Annotated in this window: 23 protein-coding genes; all 23 read right to left on the bottom strand. The window is 49.0% G+C overall.

Features of this window, described 5'->3' with window-relative positions; all coding sequences use genetic code 11:
• Positions 1-7: 7 nt before the first annotated feature.
• Positions 8-526: a hypothetical protein gene (locus tag ACAF76_RS08475; RefSeq protein ID WP_400162934.1), complete on the bottom strand. Its 519-nt coding sequence runs from the start codon at positions 524-526 to the stop codon at positions 8-10.
• A 12-nt stretch (positions 527-538) separates the two neighbouring features.
• A complete protein-coding gene (locus ACAF76_RS08470) occupies positions 539-1267 on the bottom strand; it encodes a hypothetical protein (RefSeq protein WP_400162932.1) in 729 nt (242 codons plus the stop codon).
• A complete protein-coding gene (locus ACAF76_RS08465) occupies positions 1264-2010 on the bottom strand; it encodes a baseplate J/gp47 family protein (RefSeq protein WP_400162931.1) in 747 nt (248 codons plus the stop codon). The genes ACAF76_RS08470 and ACAF76_RS08465 overlap by 4 nt, the downstream gene beginning before the upstream one ends.
• Positions 2003-2440: a DUF2634 domain-containing protein gene (locus tag ACAF76_RS08460; protein ID WP_400162930.1), complete on the bottom strand. Its 438-nt coding sequence runs from the start codon at positions 2438-2440 to the stop codon at positions 2003-2005. Before ACAF76_RS08460 ends, ACAF76_RS08465 begins: the two co-directional genes overlap by 8 nt.
• Positions 2437-2862: a DUF2577 domain-containing protein gene (locus tag ACAF76_RS08455; RefSeq protein ID WP_400162929.1), complete on the bottom strand. Its 426-nt coding sequence runs from the start codon at positions 2860-2862 to the stop codon at positions 2437-2439. The genes ACAF76_RS08460 and ACAF76_RS08455 overlap by 4 nt, the downstream gene beginning before the upstream one ends.
• Positions 2859-3851: an XkdQ/YqbQ family protein gene (locus tag ACAF76_RS08450; RefSeq protein ID WP_400162928.1), complete on the bottom strand. Its 993-nt coding sequence runs from the start codon at positions 3849-3851 to the stop codon at positions 2859-2861. The genes ACAF76_RS08455 and ACAF76_RS08450 overlap by 4 nt, the downstream gene beginning before the upstream one ends.
• Positions 3852-3873: 22 nt before the next feature.
• A complete protein-coding gene (locus ACAF76_RS08445) occupies positions 3874-4425 on the bottom strand; it encodes a hypothetical protein (protein ID WP_400162927.1) in 552 nt (183 codons plus the stop codon).
• Between the two features lie 53 nt (positions 4426-4478).
• Positions 4479-4760: a heavy metal-binding domain-containing protein gene (locus ACAF76_RS08440; protein WP_400162926.1), complete on the bottom strand. Its 282-nt coding sequence runs from the start codon at positions 4758-4760 to the stop codon at positions 4479-4481.
• A gap of 58 nt (positions 4761-4818) precedes the next feature.
• The gene (locus ACAF76_RS08435; protein ID WP_400162925.1) at positions 4819-7161 is read right to left on the bottom strand and encodes a phage tail tape measure protein; all 2343 of its coding nucleotides are present in this window, start codon (positions 7159-7161) and stop codon (positions 4819-4821) included.
• A 197-nt stretch (positions 7162-7358) separates the two neighbouring features.
• Complete coding sequence (locus ACAF76_RS08430; RefSeq protein ID WP_400162924.1) at positions 7359-7790, bottom strand: phage tail assembly chaperone; 432 nt, start codon at positions 7788-7790, stop codon at positions 7359-7361.
• A gap of 33 nt (positions 7791-7823) precedes the next feature.
• Positions 7824-8225, bottom strand: a complete 402-nt coding sequence (locus ACAF76_RS08425) for a phage tail tube protein (RefSeq protein ID WP_400162923.1) — start codon at positions 8223-8225, stop codon at positions 7824-7826.
• 11 nt (positions 8226-8236) lie between these two features.
• A complete protein-coding gene (locus ACAF76_RS08420; protein WP_400162922.1) occupies positions 8237-9652 on the bottom strand; it encodes a phage tail sheath N-terminal beta-sandwich domain-containing protein in 1416 nt (471 codons plus the stop codon).
• Between the two features lies 1 nt (position 9653).
• Complete coding sequence (locus ACAF76_RS08415) at positions 9654-9851, bottom strand: hypothetical protein (protein WP_421617681.1); 198 nt, start codon at positions 9849-9851, stop codon at positions 9654-9656.
• Entirely contained in the window at positions 9823-10308 is a 486-nt protein-coding gene (locus tag ACAF76_RS08410) for a hypothetical protein (RefSeq protein ID WP_400162921.1), read from the bottom strand. The genes ACAF76_RS08415 and ACAF76_RS08410 overlap by 29 nt, the downstream gene beginning before the upstream one ends.
• Complete coding sequence (locus tag ACAF76_RS08405) at positions 10301-10795, bottom strand: HK97 gp10 family phage protein (RefSeq protein WP_400162920.1); 495 nt, start codon at positions 10793-10795, stop codon at positions 10301-10303. The genes ACAF76_RS08410 and ACAF76_RS08405 overlap by 8 nt, the downstream gene beginning before the upstream one ends.
• Positions 10795-11181, bottom strand: a complete 387-nt coding sequence (locus tag ACAF76_RS08400) for a hypothetical protein (protein ID WP_400162919.1) — start codon at positions 11179-11181, stop codon at positions 10795-10797. The genes ACAF76_RS08405 and ACAF76_RS08400 overlap by 1 nt, the downstream gene beginning before the upstream one ends.
• Positions 11169-11486, bottom strand: coding sequence for a DNA-packaging protein (locus tag ACAF76_RS08395; protein ID WP_400162918.1), 318 nt, complete (start codon positions 11484-11486; stop codon positions 11169-11171). Before ACAF76_RS08395 ends, ACAF76_RS08400 begins: the two co-directional genes overlap by 13 nt.
• Positions 11467-11637: a hypothetical protein gene (locus ACAF76_RS08390; protein WP_400162917.1), complete on the bottom strand. Its 171-nt coding sequence runs from the start codon at positions 11635-11637 to the stop codon at positions 11467-11469. Before ACAF76_RS08390 ends, ACAF76_RS08395 begins: the two co-directional genes overlap by 20 nt.
• Positions 11638-11659: 22 nt before the next feature.
• A complete protein-coding gene (locus ACAF76_RS08385) occupies positions 11660-12616 on the bottom strand; it encodes a phage major capsid protein (protein ID WP_400162916.1) in 957 nt (318 codons plus the stop codon).
• 15 nt (positions 12617-12631) lie between these two features.
• The gene (locus tag ACAF76_RS08380; protein ID WP_400162915.1) at positions 12632-13330 is read right to left on the bottom strand and encodes a hypothetical protein; all 699 of its coding nucleotides are present in this window, start codon (positions 13328-13330) and stop codon (positions 12632-12634) included.
• The gene (locus ACAF76_RS08375; protein WP_400162914.1) at positions 13305-13538 is read right to left on the bottom strand and encodes a ribosomal-processing cysteine protease Prp; all 234 of its coding nucleotides are present in this window, start codon (positions 13536-13538) and stop codon (positions 13305-13307) included. Before ACAF76_RS08375 ends, ACAF76_RS08380 begins: the two co-directional genes overlap by 26 nt.
• 54 nt (positions 13539-13592) lie before the next feature.
• Positions 13593-14504: a minor capsid protein gene (locus tag ACAF76_RS08370; protein WP_400162913.1), complete on the bottom strand. Its 912-nt coding sequence runs from the start codon at positions 14502-14504 to the stop codon at positions 13593-13595.
• Positions 14501-16051 carry a phage portal protein gene (locus ACAF76_RS08365; protein WP_400162912.1) on the bottom strand — a complete coding sequence of 517 codons (1551 nt, stop codon included), beginning with the start codon at positions 16049-16051 and terminating at the stop codon, positions 14501-14503. The genes ACAF76_RS08370 and ACAF76_RS08365 overlap by 4 nt, the downstream gene beginning before the upstream one ends.
• Positions 16052-16061: the final 10 nt, after the last annotated feature.

The raw sequence follows: 16061 nt of genomic DNA, 5'->3' as shown, positions 1-16061 counted from the left end.
TCTCCCCCTATAATTCGATAATGTACTCGATGCTTTCGCGGGACTGCTTGTCCCGAACGACCGGGTCAAGGTTTGATAGATTGACGAAAAAGCCAAAATTCTCTACGTCTGCTGGCAAGGCGACGTCCTTGTTCGCTGGCACACCTTCCTTTAGCTTGACGTTGGCGAAAACCCCCGTCTGCCTGTACGTCGTGATGGGGAATTGGTCGTATCTGAACCACGCTTGCACGTACACCCAGCGGCAATTATTCTCGATTGCTTCTGCTTCGTCGACAAGTCGGTATTTTTGCCCTGCCGTAATCTCGACGTCCCCATTCGGATCAGGTAACGCATACCTGACTTGATCGGCCCGTTTTAACGCCACCAGCTTTTCAATTGTCCCGTTGTACGCTGGGTCTGGCACTACCTCGGGTGTACCCGCCCAAGGCGTGTCTTTTCCAGCACCTACGAAAATGCTGCCATTGTGTAGAAAATTGTAGGCGTGGAAGGTTCGCAGCCCGACCACGTCCGATGATTTGATACCCACTCCGTACACCCCCTACGGCATTACTGAAATTTTCGATTGCTGGACGACCAACATTTCGTCCATGAACGTGAGATCATCCAGAAATGTTACATTTGGCGACCAAAATGTTTTCCGTCGTCCATCACAAATTGACGATAAATACTGGGTTCTTCTAATGGTCGAGTCCATCTTTCTCCCGCTGATTTCCTCGTCGTCTCGCTCTTTGTAATTGCTCGTTGTGAAAAAACGAGTCTGTTTGGAAACGATACTTCCTTGTTGCCCCTTGACGTAAGATATGTACTGGATTGAAAACAGATAGCGGAATCCAGCAAGTCCCATTAATTTTACGATGCCACGTGCAACGTCCAAGGTTTCCGGTGTCGCATAGATCACGGAAGTTAGTGGTGAAAACTCCCAGCCATCAGCCAACACTCCAAACTCTGAAAGTTCAACACCAGACTCCGGCATGAGGCGATAAGATTCTTGCAATCCAAATCCTTGAGAAAGGATGGACTCAACAGTCATTCTTCCGTTAGTTGCCCTCAGCTTTGCAAGCAAGTCCTCGTCGTCGGCAGCGTCTAGTTCTCTCCTCCAGAGTTTCAATGAATCCTCATACATGAGATGTAGAAAAAATGCTTTCCAGATGTCACTAGCAGCCGGTAGATGATCTGAGACTGCATTCATAATCGCCTTCATATGCCGGCTTTTTCGGTAATAGCTAGGCAGCTCTGCCATGAGCGCATTCGTTCGCTCTTCGCTCATAGGATCGTCACCACCGGGTCAATTTGTGCATCCGGCCGTAGTGTAATGCTAGTTGTCGGCAGACGAATCACAGCGTCTGTAGCACCTGCACCAACCAAAACAGCAAAAATTTGCGCGAGGAACAAGGTCCCACCGACACCAATTGAACTTGTATAGGTCAGTATTGTTTGTCGAGCTCTTTCTTTGTCCAGACCAGTTACTGCAACTTCAATGGGTACAACTTGTTTGCTCACATGTCGAACGACTATATCGAGGCCAGGCGTTTTAAGACGATCAATTAATTCTCGAACCCTCTCCAATAAATTAGGGATCGTACCGCCCACCACTAGGTCAGCTGTACCGATCCCTCGTATCAGGTTAAGGCCCCTTGCGTAGTTTACACCGGGTATGGACAACGCCCAGCGCTCATAGTCTTCTAGCGCACCACCGCGCTCAGGATTACGCTTATGACGTAAGATTCGATTACGCAAGTCCTCTGTCGGTTCGTTTGCATCCAGAGCTAAGCCGTAGTCTATTGCCATAAGTTCCAGGTACTTCCGCGTGGCTGTTACAGCAAAAGCCTGTTCGATGATCTTCCCACGCTCTTGGTGGTGCTTGAAAAGGGCAAGAGCCATGGGAGCAAGGGCATCGTAAATTATCGAGCCCTCGCTTCTATCTAAATCTTCCGGGACAGTGAGAAGCATGTCATATAAAATCTGTTCGAAGGACAAGCCTTCCAGAAAGCTTAAATCCGTTTCAGACATCGATCACCATCTCCAACACCCCTTCTTCAGTGATAATTAAAAAAAAGATTTTCAATATGTTGCTTTCCCACTGAAAAGAGAATTTTTCGCAGCGTTCGATCCCGTATAAATACTCGAGTGCTTCGCGAACCAAACGCTTGGCCTCCGCTTGCTTCCACTCTCTCGTTCCATCGCTTCGAATTAACGCCTTCAATTCATGGCCATAGTCAGATGAGTAGATTTCGTAAGTGTAGCGATCTGTAAGGAGAGCTTTTGTTGCATTTTGCAGTAGTGCCTCTTCTCCTTCTATCATTTCTGGTTTTCCATCCGGCCGTACCACGAACTGCCCTGACCCGAAGTCGTACTTATACGTACGAAGTACATTGGAAATGGGGCGCCGTTCATTCTCAGATCCCTCTTCATCTACCGGAAAGACTGGAAAAATGCTCATGCACGCACCACCCGATCGATGATGTAGTAGGCTGACCCAACGGATAAGACGAGTATCTTGTCATCTTTCTTGAGAACATCCTCGAATTGCATCTCCACATAGCTGTGCTTGTACGATGTATATGGCGGTGCTAGGTCATCGGTATCCAAAAAGTCCTCTCTTGTCATGTCACCGAGATCCCGCTCTTCCTTCTCTTGGTGCGTAATAGTGACAATTCGTTTATGCCTCATCAAATGCTCGGCCACTGTAAGAAACTCCTTGCCGATTGGATCGGTCATGCCATCGATCAGGATTTTCAAGTTGGGCTGGGGATTGATTACGGTTGCCAGTTCGATCCGAATATCTTGAAGTGGTGCAGTTGCCCCTCCTTGTTTTTGATCTAAGCCTGACAGGATATGCGCGAGTTTTTGAAATCCGTTCACTTTCCGTTCACCTCCATCTGTAAATCAAGCTTCATCTCATGGTATCCGGGGCGTATCGTATGGCTGTCGCCGAAAACGGTAAATACCCCTTGAAGTTTTGTGATTTCTTCGTAGACTTCAATCTTGGCCCCAGCAATGACGTCATCAATCCCCAAGGATGTGACCGAAGCCTGCTCCTTTACTCGGCTGAGATTCTGTAACTCTTGTCTGGCTATTGCGATCTCATTGCCTCGGTCTTCGTCCCGGATTTCGATTACCTTCACGAGGCTGCCGTACCGTTTGGCGTTTGCCGCGTCTACTTCATCATGGACGACAGAAAGGTATTCCCTGTCGCTCCCGATCACTCTTACAACCGTTCGCATATCTGCGATTGATCGTTTGCGTTCCGCATTCAGTAGATTACTCCCCTGCTGTATCTTCCACTGAATTGTTTGCCCGCGCTGCGTTCCGACGTACACCTTTCCCTGATCAATCCAACACCAGTAACGAATGCCGGTGGCGCGAAACACTTGGTTGAGAATGTCCGCTATCGCCTCCCATACACTTTTTCCTCGAATTACTTGTTTTTCCACGGCGGGCATAGCTCCGATACCCCCGACGGGAATTCCATGCTGCGCAAAAATGCGCCGCAGTAATTGATCGGCAGGCTCGCCCGTTGAAACCACAGCTACATCGTTATTGAGCAAGTAAAAGCCAAAATCATAGGCGACCGGGTTAATGTCTCCTTTCGCGGTTACGCCTAAATCCACAACCATCCCGGTAAACAGAGAGCGTGGAGGACCTGAGAAATAAGAGATCAGCTCCAAGAGGTCTCCCTCCTCCACATTCATATCTGGCCAGAACCGGTCCCGTCCGCTGTTTGTTTTGACAGCAAGCGTTCGTTTTGCCTCCTGTCGACTTCCAGACCATGTTGCTTCTGTAAAGGGGAGGCGAAGCGCTTTTCTACCAGGCTTTTGGAATCGAACCTCATAATGATATTTCGGAAGCATCGGCCCCCTCCTTTCTGCTCAGTCATCTTGAAAGGTACTTGTCGACTAAGGATTCTTTTTCTCCTTTTTTCTTGGTTGCTGAAACCTTGGCTTGTTGTGTGTCTGGTCGCTTGCCTTTGCCCGTTGTTTGGAAAAGAATGTTCACGCCCGTATTTTCCACTGTGACGAATCGATACTCTTTCAGCGTCAGCTGGAAGTCCACGTCAAACCCGTTCCATTCGTAGTTGAAATCACGAATGGTCACCGGGACGTTAATATCACTTCCTGTAACCGTAAACCGTATTGGGTAGCCAGAGTTTTTCCAGCGCCTCATGGTGGCGACAAACTCTTCTGGGGAAGGGAAACCCTCATAGTCGCAGACACCCGGGTCATATGACTCCGGCCAGAAGGTGGAAAAAGAGTATTCTTCCAAGGTCGGATCTCCGATGATCGTGGCTTCCCCAATTGCGACGAGCTCAATGTCGATGTAGCTATGTCCGATCTTGACCGAGATTTTTGGCGGGATGACAGGCAGACGAAGCTTCTCGCTATTGTTGTTCCATGTTAGCCAAAACTCCAGATGCTTGAATTTCATCTCCCGACCTCCAAAAAGAAAGACGCCCTACGATCTGTAGAGCGTCCTCGTGATTATTTGAATTTTACTGCCGTTCCGTAACCAACCTGATCAGTCCAATTAATTGCGTTTATCCTAACATCATATCGGAAACCAAGAATTGCATCGGCACCCATCTCTTTGGCTTTCTTTGCTAGCTCCTTGGCAATTACCTCAGGGTTAGGATCGTGAGCTTTTATGATAGTTGCCGTCACCAGACCTAACGGCTCAAAAGGCTTGTCAATGGTCTCGATCGTAGTAATCAACATGTCCATGTCCTGATCTGCAACTTCCTTTTTCCCCCCAAAAATACCCAAGCAAAACACCTCCAAATGTATCTGGAGAAAATATTCTACTTGTTGGAATAAAACCCTTCTACTCAAGCACAACCGCGCCAGTTCCTGCCAAAACATGCTGTAATTTGTCGGCAAGTGTATCTGCAAGCTTTTCAGATAAACTGTCCAGATCCTCTTTGCTGTTTACACGATTGCTTTGGAGTGTCAGCTGGATGGTTGGGCGAAAATCAACGTACATTGATCCAGCATTTTGTTCCCCAACCGCTGCCTGAGCAACTTCTGTATTGGCGAGTGAAGGTGTATAGATTGGCACTTTGCTGAATGAACTTTCCATTGCTGAAGCCAGTAAATCACCAGAAGCCTCAACGCCGATCGCCATCGTCTCTGGGATCGCCATCCCACTGTCTGTTAGCCGGGAGAACGGCCCTAAGTCAGCGTCTGAGTGAGGGAGGAACTGATCCGCCCATTCAAATACACTTGATAGAGCATCAGCTACTTTGTCCTTCACTGACAAAATACCGTCGACAATCGTGGTAATTATTTTCTGTCCACTGTCAAACAGACCACTAATCCACCCATCAAACCAACTGTCGATAGTGGTAAAAGCATTGAAGAATGTTACTTTAATGGTCTCCCATGCCCCGGACCAGTCCCCCGTAATGAACTGAGTGAAAGCAGTGAAGATTCCTTTCCAAAAATCTATTACCATCCCAAAATAAGCAGTAAGTCCATCCCAAACAGCCATCCCCGCTGATTTGACCCATTCCCACGCTGCAACCAAATAGGCGCTCACCATGTCCCAGTTCTCGTAAAGCCACCAACCGGCAGCAATCAATGCAATTACAGCTGCTATTACCAAGAGAATCGGCCATAATGCACTGAGGGAAGCCAATCCGAATCCACTCATGACTCCAGTTAATGTCATGAACCCGGCGACCAAAGTGGGGTATATTCCGATCAATAATATTAAAGGACCAACTACCATGGCAAGAGCCGCAACCACCATCAGGAACGAAACGGCCACCTTTGTGATAAACGGATGCTCCTTCGTGAAATTACCAATAGCCTTTCCGATTTTCGCCAGCAAGCCAACTATCGGCTTTACCACATCCAGCACTGAGTCCCCTACAGGTTCAATAGCCAGCTTCATTTCATTTGCCATCGCCTGCCACTCATTAGAAACCTGGTTGGCAATTTCACTAGTCTTGCCAGCAAAGTTATCAAGCGGCCCTGCATCAAGCATAGCCATCAATGCTTGCCGCCCCACATCTTCATACTGGGTACCGAAAACGCTGGATAAAACATCATCCTGAACTCGTGCATCTCCAATGGCAGCAATACCGGTGGTTATCGCCATAATGGCTTGTTCTGCTTCCTTGCCGCCAGCCTTTATTTGATCAAGCATCGCGAAGAGTTTGTCTTCACCGAAAATGCTTTCAAGGGCGCCCAGAGCATTTTCATCCAGGGCCTTGTTCAGCCGAACTCCAAACGATTCTTTGAAGGCATCCCCGAGTTTGTCGAAGTTGAATGCACCAGCCTCGGCACCTGCTACGAACATCCCCATCATCTTTTCGGCACTCAGTCCAGCCTCCGCGAATTGTGGAGCATATTCCCAAATGGTGTCAAGAAGATCGTCTGCTTTATCGCTCGCGCGCTGGTAAGCAGTGGTAATCATGTCAAGTCCTTTTATGGGATCCGTTGCCCATTGACCCTGCATCATATCCAAGGCTTTCGCAATACTAGCCTGGTCTAAGTTTCCGAATGATGCTTTTTCAAGCGCCAGCGCGCCTTCGGCTACCTTACCGATCTCCTCATCCGTTCCATCAAGGAGTTGACGCAGCCGTCCGTATGCTTCTGCTGCTTCCAATGGAGTCTCCACGAGACCAGTTGCGAACAATCCTTTAACCGTCTCCGACATCCCCATCATTTCTTGGTCCGTCGCACCCACATTCGCTTGAAGTATACGAAGTGCTTGATCCATGTCATGTGCGGCTACTGCAGCAACTGACAAACCAGCAGTAACAACCGCACCGCCTGCAGTTGCAAGTCCCCCGATTTCCTCTAGGTGACCAGCAACCTTTTCTACATGTTCAAGAGATTCTGCGGCCTCATCTCCCGCTTTCGCTGCATCACGCAACGCCTTTTCAAGTCGGCCAATATCTTTTGTATTCACTGCATCTACAGCCTTGTCTACATGATCAATCTTTTTAGCAGCTTTGATCGCCTCGTCTTGAACATCAGAGAGTGCATCTGAAACGTCTACGATCGGAATGTGGTCAATATGGTCAATCGCCTTTTCAAAATCAGTTGCAGCGTCTTCAACATCATCCAAAGCATCGAGTACGCTGCCCATATGCTTGAGGATTGAGGCGAGTTGCTTTGACATCTTATTTTGAAATGTAAGAGTAGTTGCTATTGCCAAGTGCTACCGCCTCCTACCTTTGCTTCGCCGTTTTGCTTTTTCCATTTTCTTGGCCTGGTCTGTTTTGCGCTCAATCTCCATCGCAGTAGAAATCATGATGAACTGCTTTTCGCGCTCAGGTAGATCAAGAATTTCCGACGGCAGCCTGTTTTTCTCTTGCCAGATATAAGAAAAGAGAGCCAGTTCAGGGCTCTCTTTTATGAGTTTTTTACCTCTTCCTCAGCCTCCTCGTCTTCAACAAAGTCGCTGATTTCGGCAATGGCCTCGTACAAGGATTCGATTTCATTCGGAGAGAAAATGCATGGAACGACATCAACCGCTGCGATTTTCCCGAATTTAGCCAGGACTTGAGGGGAATCAATTTTGAAATCCGTGCGGTCGGTATCAATGCCCGCGATGATGATCTCCGCTTTCTGGCGCAAATCATCAAACTCCACTTTCCGCTCAGCTTTCCCCTTCTTCCCGGTGACAGACACTTTCACTGCTGCCTTTCTGGCCTTAAAATAGACTTCACCTGTAACTGACCGAATCGGCAACTTGGCTCCCTTCCGTTTCCACTCCCATTCCCCCTTTACTTGTTCATTCGCATTCATGTTTAAAAAATCTTCCATTGTCAAAAACTGACTCATTCAAAACTCCTCCTTGGGGGTATTCCCCGCATTTTAAATAAATTCGTAGTCGTCAACAGTTCCTTCCAGGGATGTATCTTCATCTAGCTCGCCATGATTCCATTTTGCCAACGACAGAGAGTCGGGGGAAAAACCAGTCACTGCGACTCGATATTTACCAGCCACCGGGTCGTCCAGCTCTCCTATGAAATTCACTTTCTTTTCGGGGCTTGCTGCGATTTCCTGAATGAGTTCCTGAATTTGAGATGTTCGTTCGAAGGTGGCGGTCATGCTGACAGATGAGCTCAGCACGCGGTGTCCCTTGCGAAGCCGTCCTGCTCTCTTGCTTTCACCCTTTTCAAAGTCCTCGGTTAACTCAAAGCCAATGCACTCGGAAAACTCTTTCCCATTCTGATTGTAAAAATGCCCGTGGGTACCGGAATACGTCTCTGCCATGCTGTTTCACCTCAATTCGCTTTATTGTAAATATAGATTTTTTCAAGTGCGTCCTGATGGCGGAAACCCGCAATGAAATGACCAGCATTTCGAGCCGGGGTATAAATCGGATTCTCTCCGTGATAGTCAGGGTCTTCGATGTACTCGTAGTCATCCGCGATCACTTCCAGCATGGCAAGGGGCCTGAAGACCTCCTGCTTCATCATCTGGCAAAAAGCTGCACGCCGTGCAGGACTATTGCTGTTCGGCTGCTGGCGGATCCAGTCCTTACCCGCTTTTTCCTCCGCCTGGAGGATTGTGTGGAAAGTATCTGCGACACGAATTTTCCCGAAGTCTATCGACTGATCGGGACCAGGGATGGTCAAGGTGTTCACGGGCTCCTGGATGATGACCTGTTTGTTGTCCATGTTCAGCATAAGTACGCCCGCTTGGACCATTTCAATCAGGTCCGTATCTGGGTCCCATTCTTTTGTCAACCCATCGAAGGGAGTAATGTACAAAGCCATGGTGTAATTAAGCGGCAGGGAAGCCATTAAAGATGCGATGTAGATCGCAAGTTTTGCACTCGCATAAGCCTTGCCTTTCCAATACACTCCGCTCCCAACATTGACCACAGCCATGTCGTTAACATCGGTAGAAGCCTTCATGATAGTTTGCTTGTTTTTATCCCTAGCTTCGTCACCACCGAATACGAACTTGACATAATTCCCGAGCGCGTTTTGCTGCTTGGTCCAGTCTTCTGCCGCGGCGTTGAGTGCAGGATCGGCGATCCCAAGGGTAAAAACACCGTACTTCCCTTTTTGGGTTGCCAACGCGTTCTGGTAGGCGGTATACTTCAATGCCTCAACCTCAGTACCACTGTCACCGCCCGCCAGCGTTACGCCTGTTGTCGGATCCGGAATCAAGTCAGCCAGCTTTTTCAGGACAACAAATTCGCTGTATGCAAAAGCAGAGACCAACTCATCAACTGTCTTCCCGGCTTGGCTGTCTACCAGCTCAAACCCACGATAGATGAGCAATTCTGTCATCGTAGGGTCTAACAAGCTTGGCTGCACCACGACTTTCAGATCATTACCAGCTTCACCTTTGTATTTGGCTTCGACACGAAGTACATCGGTCTCCGAATTTTTCAAGATCGCACTTGCGGCAGCAGCGCTTTCACCAGCAACACGGTAAAGCAAAACCTCGGTCGGGTAGGGATCCGCTGCCCAGATCAAATCGAACTCATCCGTAGTTCCAAATATCCTTTGAGCTGAAGCTTTTGATCGGACAGTAACAAATTCACCGATCGGCCCCCAGTGAGCGACGATCGGTAATGCAAGTTTTCCTCTATTGCCTATTGTCGTTGCCTCTTTGATGAATGATTTGAGAAACGTATAGACACCGGATAGTGCTTTTTCTTCGCCAGGCTGATATTGCCCCGCCATTTTACTTCACCTTCCTTTCTTTGAATTTGTTCACAAGCTCCTCTGCCATCTCGACAGTCATCTCTTCTGGAGCATCAAAAAAGGCGGCGATCGCTTCTGCTCGGTTTAACCCGAATCTGTGCTCTGCCCCCCTTAAAATTTGTTCTTTTTTATATGCCGGCTTTGACTGGCTATTGTCTTGCTCTGTCCTGCGAGCCATAACGCTTGTCTCCTTTCCTCAGCGACTCATCGTACCGTCTATGGATCACTTCCAATGGGCCGTAAACAGTTGGCGTGTACGGGATATAAACCGTATATTTCAGCTCAAAAGATTGGTCGAGGTGATCCGGCTTACTCATCGTCAAACGGCACTCTCGGAGATACCCTACTTGTTGCCTGTCGGCGTTATAGAGTGGCAGAAGCCAACGACGATCTGCAAGGTTTTGCTTAACAGCCACAGATAGACTTGTGAGCTGCTTTATATCCTGTGCCATCAGAACAAAATTCATGGTCCCTTTCTCTCGATATGCGTCTGCGCGCCGTGGTTCTGGAATACGAAGTGGTTCCTCTACAAACCACGTGGGCCGTTTGAAGTCTTTGGGTACCGACAAGTTCTCCGTTCTGATCCCGGTCAAGGCGAACAGCCAGTGTCTCACGGAAAGTACATCATTACCCATCGGAGAAAAGCCTCCTTGCCAAATCATCGAGCTCTTCTTTTATCAACTCATCCATGACCGACTCCACTTCTGCCTCTGATCGGGCCAGATAATGGACTCCCGGGATTCGCTTGCCTTTCAGGACCATACCGCCGGGATGATCAGGAGCATAGATAAACTTTTCTTTGTCCCAATACCCCGGCACGAATTGCCCTTTACGCTGTGTGAATCCTTCTTCCACGTATCGGGCGTATTCAAGATTTGTCCCAACAGTTATTTCCGCTTTTGTCCCCCGAAGAATTAGATCGAAAATGTTGTCCGGATTCCCAACCATGAGCGATTCACGGAGGACGCCGTCCCGAACAGGAGCACGATCCTGCGCGCCCCTCAGAACTTGAAAGCCTGCCTTTCTGGCGACCCGATCCATTGCGGCTTCGACTTCCCGTTTGCTTTGCTTTTTCAGGCGGCGATACTGGCGCTCAAGATCCTTCTTGTTCAAGGTAGCCATTAGATTTCAGGCTCCTCTCCCGTTATCGTGTCGATCATTGTAATCACCACTTCGTAATGATGCAGGCTTGCAGCGCCATATACCGGATAGGGCAAACTGACTTGAAACAGGTTGCCCGTAAACTCAGGCTGCTCGATCATGAGCCGCATTCCTGCCTTCAATCCTGCATACAGGGTGTGCATCAAAAAGTCCTGAGGCGTCGCCAGTCGCCCTGTAAGCTGCTGAATGCGACCGGGGGAACCAGATACCCTGCAAGGCACGTTCTTGGCCACTATGCGCCATTCTGAGCGGTCTTTTCCTCCGGTGAAGGGGTCAGTCTCCCCCCCGACATCCAGAAGGGTAAATGAGTGGCACAGAAGCCGTTTATATTCGGTCAGATCATCCACAGCTTCTGCCCCCTGTTCGTCCTATACTTGCTTAAGATCGTCTCCACCTTCGGGTCATTGTTCACGTAAGAAAACGACTCTTGATAGTCCCCCTGCTTGGTGCTGCTCAGCCTGCGATCCTGGGACATATCCTTAACAATCATGGCGACAGCAAGCTTCAGTTCAGCAGGGACAGGTTCAGGCACCGTAACCTGCCCCTCCACGAAAACATTCGCCCGAAGCAGCACCGCTTCGATGCGCGGCTCATCCCACGCCGAAAACTCAGGGTAAAAACCGATGAGTTCACTACTTGTCAGAATCGCCATCAGTTGTCACCGGCGCCTTCTCTGTTTCGGGAGAAGGGTCATCGTCAACCTTGTACCCGTGCTGTGAGTAGATCAATTGGAAGGCCTTGCGCGTGACCTTCAGCTTTTCTTTCCCTTTGCTGATAGCGAGAACATCGTTTGGTTTACTCATGTTTTAACGCCTCCTTTCAAGGTTAAGAACCAAATCCGGTTGGCCGCAGCACACTGAAAGCACTTTCTTTTACCACTAAGAAAGCAACTTGGAATGTCGCTTTCAGCGCCACCATGTCCTGCTCAGCAAGAGACAGGGGCTTACCATCTGCATTTGTAACAGTATGCAGGGTAGCCTCTCGCAAGATCTCATACTCGATATCCTTGAGAATACCGACCTTCGCTTTTTTGAAGTCCCCCGCAATCAAATCAGCCTTCGTTTTGTCCCACGCTCCATTGCGGCTGTACTCGATAGGCAAAGAGAACAACGAATCTTCACTTACGCCATCACGCACCGAAGTCAAGTAGAGTGGATCGCCTTGGCTATTTTTCAGGCCGCGCAGAGAGGATTTCAAGCCGAAGTGGGCAGCGAATGCGCGTGGCTCTTGGTCATCAGCTTCAATCAAGGCCATAACGCTATTAACGTCATCGTCAAGCTTTTGTCCAGCTACAGAGCCACGAGTGAAGCTGTTACCCGCATTTTCAGCGGCAGCCAAGATACTGGAAGTGAATGGAGTCCCTGTCCCCATGAGAGTCGCTGCATCCAGTTTCGTATAAAATGCCTCAACTACGTATGGTTTCAACTCTTCAAACACATCGACTCGGGAACGCTCAAGCGCCTCTTTGGACATAGGGATAATGACAGCTAGCTTTTTGGCAGTCAGCGTTACTTGTGTCCAGGACGCTGTAGACGTCTTGATCCGCTCTCCTTCACCCACCCAGTAGGCTCCTGGCTTGTCCAAGAACACCGGGATTTTCTTCGTCGCTGTTGTCATCGGCTCCAACTCAGCGAGTTTGAGAATGGTTGATCCTCGAACCACGTCCTTGATAATCTCTTGGGACGTCTCCTCTGGAATGAGGCCACTAAGGCTGCTGCTGAGAGTTGCCCCCTCACCGAATCTTTGCAGGTCAAACTGAAACGTCTTTTTGATGATCTCCATGAATCTTCCCCCTTTTTAGATACGCTGCAACTTCCGCAGGTCTGAAATATTTGGAATTGTTGACTTTTGTGGCGTTGGCGGTTTGGCCTGTGGTGTGGTGCCTCGCGGTGTACCCTCTGATTTGAGCCAAGGTTTCGACGTGATCAACTCGGACACATGCTTGTCGATGTTCTTGATCTTTCCGCCATCGGTGACTTCGATTTTAGACAGATCAGCCAAGCGAATCGCATCAGCCAGTTTGTCAGGATCGACGCCTTGTTTAATGGCTTCAACGATAAAGGAATTTTCAATGCGGAGGGATTGAAGAGCACCATTGGCGTTCTTCAGGTCGGTTTCCCGCTCTGCCAGCTTTTGCTCCGCCGTTTTTTGAGCTTCCTGCTGCTGTTTATGGGCATCGACAATACCCTTCAGATCGTCAGCTTTCTCAATGCCCAAGCTTTTAAGGAAATCGCTGACTGCTCCTTGCAGAGCGGAATCGTATTCCTCTTTTGAGGAAAAAGCTACCGCAGGTTTACCACCGCTCCCCCCTCCGTTATCGCTTCCTGCAGCAGCTTGACCGCCTCCTTCATTGGAACCAGCAGCTGCTCCGGTACCACCACCATTGTTCCCGGCCTGTCCACCTTGACCACCTCCGTTCCCGCCGTCACCGCCACCGGCAGCACCACCCCCTTCATTGAATCGTTGAATTTTAAAAGTCCATTGTCTCTTTTTCATGTTCGCTTTCTCCTTCCTCAGATTGAATTTCCAAAGAAACGTATTCGGGATATTGCTGTGCAACAGCTTGGATACCCAGCAATGCTGTCTGCATGATGGTAGAGATTGCAGCACAGACGATGTCTTTCCCATGCTCTGCATAACCTGCATGGCCGACAGCATGAATCTTCATTTCTCCATTGTCCAGGTATGCTTTGATCTGAATCACATCGATGCCCCCTCCTTTCAAAGCAACAAAAAAACACCTGATAAATCGGTGCCTTTAGGATGCTATGCCTTTTGCTTTTGCCCATTCTTCGTAGTTACGGGCTGACGTATAGCCGCGTTCTTGTTTGCCGATTCGATAAGAGCGTTCACGCTGCAGCTTATCGAGCACCGCAGACTTGATGACAGGTCTCCAGTACGATCGGCAGTTTGGATGATTGGGGATGCGCTCTCCCTCCCGCCCCGGGTTGTCGGAGGTATCGTAATCCAGCGGATACCGTTTTCCATCCAGCTTGCGGCATTGTGACGATGTCCGCCTGTCCAAAGTGGCGCAAAATTCCTTTTCGCCAATGATATCCGCGTTCGCTTGATAAGCGGCTGTCTGCCCTTGTGCTGCTGCTCTGTTCAATTCTGTCCTTGCCAGTCTTAACGCGCTCGACCAGCTCTCCGTCGTGCGCATAGATATTTCCTTGGCTGTCCGTGTTACTCCCCAACCTTGGACTGCCGCTTGTGTGATAACGTCCTCCATAGCTGCGGCAAGAAGGTCTGTCCGCATGCGAATACGCTTCGAAAAATGTCGCCCCTCCCAGGGTCGCTCAATGGCGCTTAGAATCATTCCCGGGTTGATTTGGGGAAGCGTAACGCCAATCTGAAAATCCTGTTCCAGGAAAAATAGATGGTGAAAGATACTTTGTTTGTACTCTTTTTCCCATGTTTGGCGTAGCTCGCGCTCTTCTTCCTGCCCCAGTTCTCGCAATACCCCCCGAATCGTTCCCATGATAATGTCCAGACGAGAAGCATTATAGATTAACGAGACCAGCTCCTCACCGCTCTCAGCAAACCTAGCGTACAAGTCGTTGATCTCGCCGATAATCCGGGCATTTGAACCATTAAACACTCCGCGGAGTTTTTTGCCATGTTTGGCTATGCGCTGCTCCAATTCTTCTTGGTAGCGTTCCTCTCTGCTCATGCGGCATCACCCTCAGGAGACTCCCGATGATCATCCGGCAAATCGTCCTCTGGCGACTCATCGTCGTATTCCATTGCGTCTGGATCAAGCATCCGCATTCTACGTTTAGCCTCTTCGTCTTGTTCGATGAGAAGCTTTTCACGGGAGGCGCCCGGGTCATCCACAAATGGCAATAGGGCGAGTCTTTCCTCATGAGACAATTGACCAATCAGCTTAGTCACGATTTCAACCATTTCGACCAAATTGACAGGCATGTTTTTACTGAAACGGACATCGATGTCTTGATAGTCCCATTGCTTTTTGTACTTGGCATTCAGCATGCCCGTCAGGATACGGATACGGTTTCTTAATCCTTTTCCGTATTGACGCATTTTCAAGCCAGCTTTGATGTCAGCATGGTAGAAGATGATCTTCAAGGCAATGCCAGAAGGCGCGGAGCCCACTTGATCAGGCCGGAGATGGGGCGTTCCCGATTGATCGAGAAGCGTTTCAATCAGCCGGTTGATGGTGTTTTCCTCATGGGTATCTTGAAGGTCCCACGTGATAGGCACCGCCTTACCTCCAATGAGGATTTGAGAAGTTGCCCACATTTTCGCAAGATACTGCTTTTTCCTCTCTGTGTCAGTAATCAAATTTGCCTCTTCGTCATAAAGCAGTAATTCGTCCAAATCGAGGTCTTCAAACAAAACTTTCGGATTCTTGAAGTATTCCTGGACGTTTACCTTTCCGGTTACTGCTTTATTTATCGCATCCATGAGGTTTTTCAGATCGGCCAGATCACCCATGCCTTCAATCAAACCATCGTCTCGGTATTGCTGGTGTTTACGCCGGCGGTTCACGTAATGTGTCCATGGCACAACTGGTTTCTGTTGGAGCTTGCCGTCTTGGTCCTTGACTAATACAGTCACCTTGTGTGCGACCGGATTGACTTCTCGACTCGTATCCAGTACGAGCGCGGAGCCCTCCTGCCGAAGATAAGTAATTTCGTTTTCGTCGTACACCTCAACAACCATGGTCTTCTGATTACGCGCGACATCGGTCAACGTGTAGTAACGAATCACCGCGATGAGTTTGGCTTTCACGGTCGTGTCATATACGGCGATGCACTCGTCTGCTTTGAACTCGGCCATGCAAATCTGGCCGTCTTCGTCAAAATAATAGTATTCAAAGACCTCTCCATCGATAGAACCGTCCTCTATCAATTCGTAGGACAAACTCTCTTCATCGTTGTCCACCAGAACCGCCTGCAGCTTTTCCGTATACTCATCGATGCCATCTTCTTCGACGTTGGCCGTATAACGGATCGGATTGCTGGCGATGTAGGCAGTCCCAAAGTCGATGATCTTGCGGGCGAAATTTACCACAATTCGGTTGTTTGGCTTGCCCTTTTCCTCTGGCTGCTTCAAGATGTCATGATCACCATCCACATACTTCCGCATCAAGGAGTAGTCCTTTTGCTTGTGTTTAGAAATTAGATCGGATACCCAGCGCCAAGTATTGTTGGCTTTGTTCTCCTCGTAAAACTGCTCAAGCAGCGTTGTTTGCATGCTTTTTCAC

Source organism: Brevibacillus sp. TJ4, from assembly GCF_044627595.2.
In the GTDB taxonomy this organism is placed as follows: Bacteria; Bacillota; Bacilli; order Brevibacillales; family Brevibacillaceae; genus Brevibacillus.
Note: the sequence above shows the minus strand (reverse complement) of the source record. Positions and strands in the feature narration are given on the sequence as shown.

Bases quoted from the DNA above. Each gene is read 5' to 3' on its own strand.
- ACAF76_RS08380 (WP_400162915.1), bottom strand. From the start codon at position 13,330: ATGAAAAAGAGACAATGGACTTTTAAAATTCAACGATTCAATGAAGGG.
- ACAF76_RS08410 (WP_400162921.1), bottom strand. From the start codon at position 10,308: ATGGGTAATGATGTACTTTCCGTGAGACACTGGCTGTTCGCCTTGACC.
- ACAF76_RS08395 (WP_400162918.1), bottom strand. From the start codon at position 11,486: ATGGCGATTCTGACAAGTAGTGAACTCATCGGTTTTTACCCTGAGTTT.
- ACAF76_RS08385 (WP_400162916.1), bottom strand. From the start codon at position 12,616: ATGGAGATCATCAAAAAGACGTTTCAGTTTGACCTGCAAAGATTCGGT.
- ACAF76_RS08430 (WP_400162924.1), bottom strand. From the start codon at position 7,790: ATGAGTCAGTTTTTGACAATGGAAGATTTTTTAAACATGAATGCGAAT.
- ACAF76_RS08450 (WP_400162928.1), bottom strand. From the start codon at position 3,851: ATGCTTCCGAAATATCATTATGAGGTTCGATTCCAAAAGCCTGGTAGA.
- ACAF76_RS08405 (WP_400162920.1), bottom strand. From the start codon at position 10,795: ATGGCTACCTTGAACAAGAAGGATCTTGAGCGCCAGTATCGCCGCCTG.
- ACAF76_RS08465 (WP_400162931.1), bottom strand. From the start codon at position 2,010: ATGTCTGAAACGGATTTAAGCTTTCTGGAAGGCTTGTCCTTCGAACAG.
- ACAF76_RS08470 (WP_400162932.1), bottom strand. From the start codon at position 1,267: ATGAGCGAAGAGCGAACGAATGCGCTCATGGCAGAGCTGCCTAGCTAT.
- ACAF76_RS08415 (WP_421617681.1), bottom strand. From the start codon at position 9,851: ATGGCTCGCAGGACAGAGCAAGACAATAGCCAGTCAAAGCCGGCATAT.
- ACAF76_RS08460 (WP_400162930.1), bottom strand. From the start codon at position 2,440: ATGAGCATTTTTCCAGTCTTTCCGGTAGATGAAGAGGGATCTGAGAAT.
- ACAF76_RS08425 (WP_400162923.1), bottom strand. From the start codon at position 8,225: ATGGCAGAGACGTATTCCGGTACCCACGGGCATTTTTACAATCAGAAT.
- ACAF76_RS08390 (WP_400162917.1), bottom strand. From the start codon at position 11,637: ATGAGTAAACCAAACGATGTTCTCGCTATCAGCAAAGGGAAAGAAAAG.
- ACAF76_RS08420 (WP_400162922.1), bottom strand. From the start codon at position 9,652: ATGGCGGGGCAATATCAGCCTGGCGAAGAAAAAGCACTATCCGGTGTC.
- ACAF76_RS08370 (WP_400162913.1), bottom strand. From the start codon at position 14,504: ATGAGCAGAGAGGAACGCTACCAAGAAGAATTGGAGCAGCGCATAGCC.
- ACAF76_RS08445 (WP_400162927.1), bottom strand. From the start codon at position 4,425: ATGAAATTCAAGCATCTGGAGTTTTGGCTAACATGGAACAACAATAGC.
- ACAF76_RS08365 (WP_400162912.1), bottom strand. From the start codon at position 16,051: ATGCAAACAACGCTGCTTGAGCAGTTTTACGAGGAGAACAAAGCCAAC.